The organism is Thermosipho africanus Ob7, assembly GCF_003351105.1.
Classification (GTDB): Bacteria; Thermotogota; Thermotogae; order Thermotogales; family Fervidobacteriaceae; genus Thermosipho; species Thermosipho africanus.
Genome location: NZ_NKRG01000019.1, coordinates 1 through 1,732 on the forward strand (window position 1 = coordinate 1; position 1,732 = coordinate 1,732).

Annotated in this window: 1 rRNA gene; it reads right to left on the minus strand. The window is 58.5% G+C overall.

Annotated elements, in window-relative coordinates:
• Positions 1-47: 47 nt before the first annotated feature.
• A 16S ribosomal RNA gene (locus OB7_RS09770) occupies positions 48-1,621 on the minus strand.
• Between the last annotated feature and the right edge of the window lie 111 nt (positions 1,622-1,732).

Here is a 1,732-nt window from a genome sequence, read left to right on the forward strand (position 1 = left end):
GCCACTCAAAAATGGATAGCAGTCCTGATTATTTTTTTACTCCTTAGAAAGGAGGTGATCCAGGCGCACCTTCCGGTACACCTACCTTGTTACGACTTCGCCCCCCTCGCCAGCCTCGCCCTCAATAGGCCTCCCCCTTTCGGTTGGAGTACCCATCTTCGGGCGCTGCCAACTCGGGTGGCGTGACGGGCGGTGTGTACAAACCCCGGGAACGTATTCACCGCGGCGTGGCTGATCCGCGATTACTAGCGATTCCGGCTTCATGCAGGCGGGTTTCAGCCTGCAATCCGAACTGAGGGTGGGTTTAAGGGCTTCGCTCACCATCGCTGGCTCGCTTCCCGCTGTCCCACCCATTGTAGCGCGTGTGTCGCCCAGGGCATAAGGGGCACGAGTATCTGACGTCATCCCCTCCTTCCTCCGGCTCGTCGCCGGCAGTCCCCTTAGAGTGCCCGGCCGAACCGCTGGCAACTAAGGGCAGGGGTTGCGCTCGTTGCGGGACTTAACCCAACACCTCACGGCACGAGCTGACGACGACCGTGCACCACCTGTGCTGGCTCCCGTGACTAACGCCACAGGTCCCTCCCCTTTCGGGTCAGTACCACCAGCATGTCAAGCCCTGGTAAGGTTCTTGGCTTAGCGTCCAATTAAACCACACGCTCCACCGCTTGTGCGGGGTCCCGTCAATTCCTTTGAGTTTCACCCTTGCGGGCATACTCCCCAGGCGGCCCACTTATCGCGTTAGCTTCAGCACGGAGGAATTACTCCCCCACACCTAGTGGGCATCGTTTACGGCTAGGACTACCCGGGTATCTAATCCGGTTTGCTCCCCTAGCTTTCGGGCCTCAGCGTCAGGAACGGCCCAGGAGACCGACTTCTCCACCGGCGTTCCTGCTGATATCTACGGATTTCACCCCTACACCAGCAGTTCCGTCTCCCTCTACCGTCCTCAAGCCGTGTAGTTTCCAGCGCAGTCCCACGGTTGAGCCGTGAGTTTTCACACCGGACTTTCACGGCCGCCTACGCCCCCTTTACGCCCAGTAAATCCGGGTAACGCTCGCCCCCTACGTATTACCGCGGCTGCTGGCACGTAGTTAGCCGGGGCTTTCTAGTGGGATACCGTCATCAGTGAGGCTTTCCACTCCTCACCTTATTCGTCTCCCACCACAGCGGTTTACACCCCGAAGGGCTTCGTCCCGCACGCGGCGTCGCTGGATCAGGCTTTCGCCCATTGTCCAAAATCCCCCACTGCTGCCTCCCGTAGGAGTAGGGCCCGTGTCTCAGTGCCCTTGTGGCCGGCCATCCTCTCAGACCGGCTACCCGTCGTAGGCTTGGTGAGCCGTTACCTCACCAACTACCTGATGGGTCGCAGGCCCCTCCCTCAGCAGAGCTATTGCTCCCTTTCTTCCTACCTGCTTATAGGTAGGAACGTATGGGGTATTAGCTGAGGTTTCCCCCAGTTATCCCCCTCTGAGGGGTAGGTCACCTACGCGTTACTCACCCGTCCGCCGCTCAGTCTACTGGCTTCCTCCCCGAAAGGATTCCACCAGCAGCTTCGCTCGACTTGCATGTGTAAGGCACGCCGCCAGCGTTCACCCTGAGCCAGGATCAAACCCTCCATGAATGTCTATTCAACACCCATTTCAGATTTTCCTCTGACTCTTCTTCTCCAGGACTGCTATCCATTTTTCAATGACCCCTCTCCCAACGCGTCTTCTAATTTACCACGTTTGTT